Annotated in this window: 1 protein-coding gene; it reads left to right on the top strand. The window is 57.1% G+C overall.

Translation table 11 applies throughout. From position 1 onward, the window contains the following. Positions 1-563: 563 nt before the first annotated feature. Positions 564-1,049: hypothetical protein (locus AC0QH1_RS30770; protein WP_324635258.1), on the top strand; the 486-nt coding region annotated here is incomplete at its 3' end.

Below are 1,049 nucleotides of genomic sequence, written 5' to 3'. Positions count from 1 at the left end.
CCCCGCGTGTGTGTGGGTGGGGGTCCCCGCGTGTGTGTGGGTGGGGGTCCCCGCGTGTGTGTGGGTGGGGGTCCCCGTGCGGCTTTGGGGGCGTTGGCCTTGGCCGTGGCCTTGGCCGTTTTTTCGCTCCCCGGTGCCTTGGGTTTTTTGTGGGTGGGGGTGTGGGTCCTGTTGCTGGGCCTATCGGGTGGCGCCTTTGCCTTTCGGTCCCGTCCGTGCCGTTCCCTTTTCCCCTTTCCCTTTCTTCCCTCGGTTTCCGCCTTTCCGGGCGTTGGCGGTTGCCTTGGTGCCGGTGGTGGGTTGCTCGGTTGCTGCCTGGTCCCCTTGGCCTGCCCGGTGGGTCCTCGGTTTCCTCGGCTCTCGCCTTTCCTCCCCTCCTTTCCTGTTTTTATTATAGCACGGGGTCAGGCTTTTGTGGGGGTTTTTTGGGTTTTTTTTGGTTTTTTTTGTGTTTTTTTGGTTTTTGGTGTTGACTTTTTCGTCATCTTTTTTTCTGTTGCTTTTTCTGTTGCTTTTTTGCCCGACCCCGTGCTATAATAAAGGAGTCGAGTTAAGGATGTACTATGTCCAGTGAGATTATTCGCTTGCCGATAGAAGCACATGAGGCGATCGCCAGGAGTTCGGCAGTGGGATTTTCCGGGTCGCGGCGATCGCCGGATGCGATCGCTGCTGATAATATTTCCGCGGCGATTGCTGCTGTACCAGCTGATGTACCGATTTCAGTGGGTTGCCAGCGCGGGGTCGATGCGTTTGTGCGTGCGGCTTGTGCGCGTGCAAAAGTATTTAGCGTGTCGGATTTTAATATTTTGGGCCGCGGAGCGTATGCGGCGCGGTCAATTGCTTGCGTTCGGTCAGTTAAGGTTCCCGATGGCTTGTGGATTTCGTTTCCGGCTTCCGATTGTCCAGCCGATTTAAAGCCGTCAAGTTCTAGCTCTCGTTGCTTTTCCGGGAAAGGATCTGGCACTTGGGCCTCGCTTGCTTTTGCGGTTGGATTGGGGGTGGAATCGCTGCTGTGGTTGCCCCACGGCATCTCACCGCCGCCGTGGGGG

Source organism: Phormidium sp. CCY1219, from assembly GCF_055795085.1.
The sequence above is the reverse complement of the archived record's forward strand: the minus strand, read 5'-3'. Positions and strand labels throughout refer to the sequence as shown.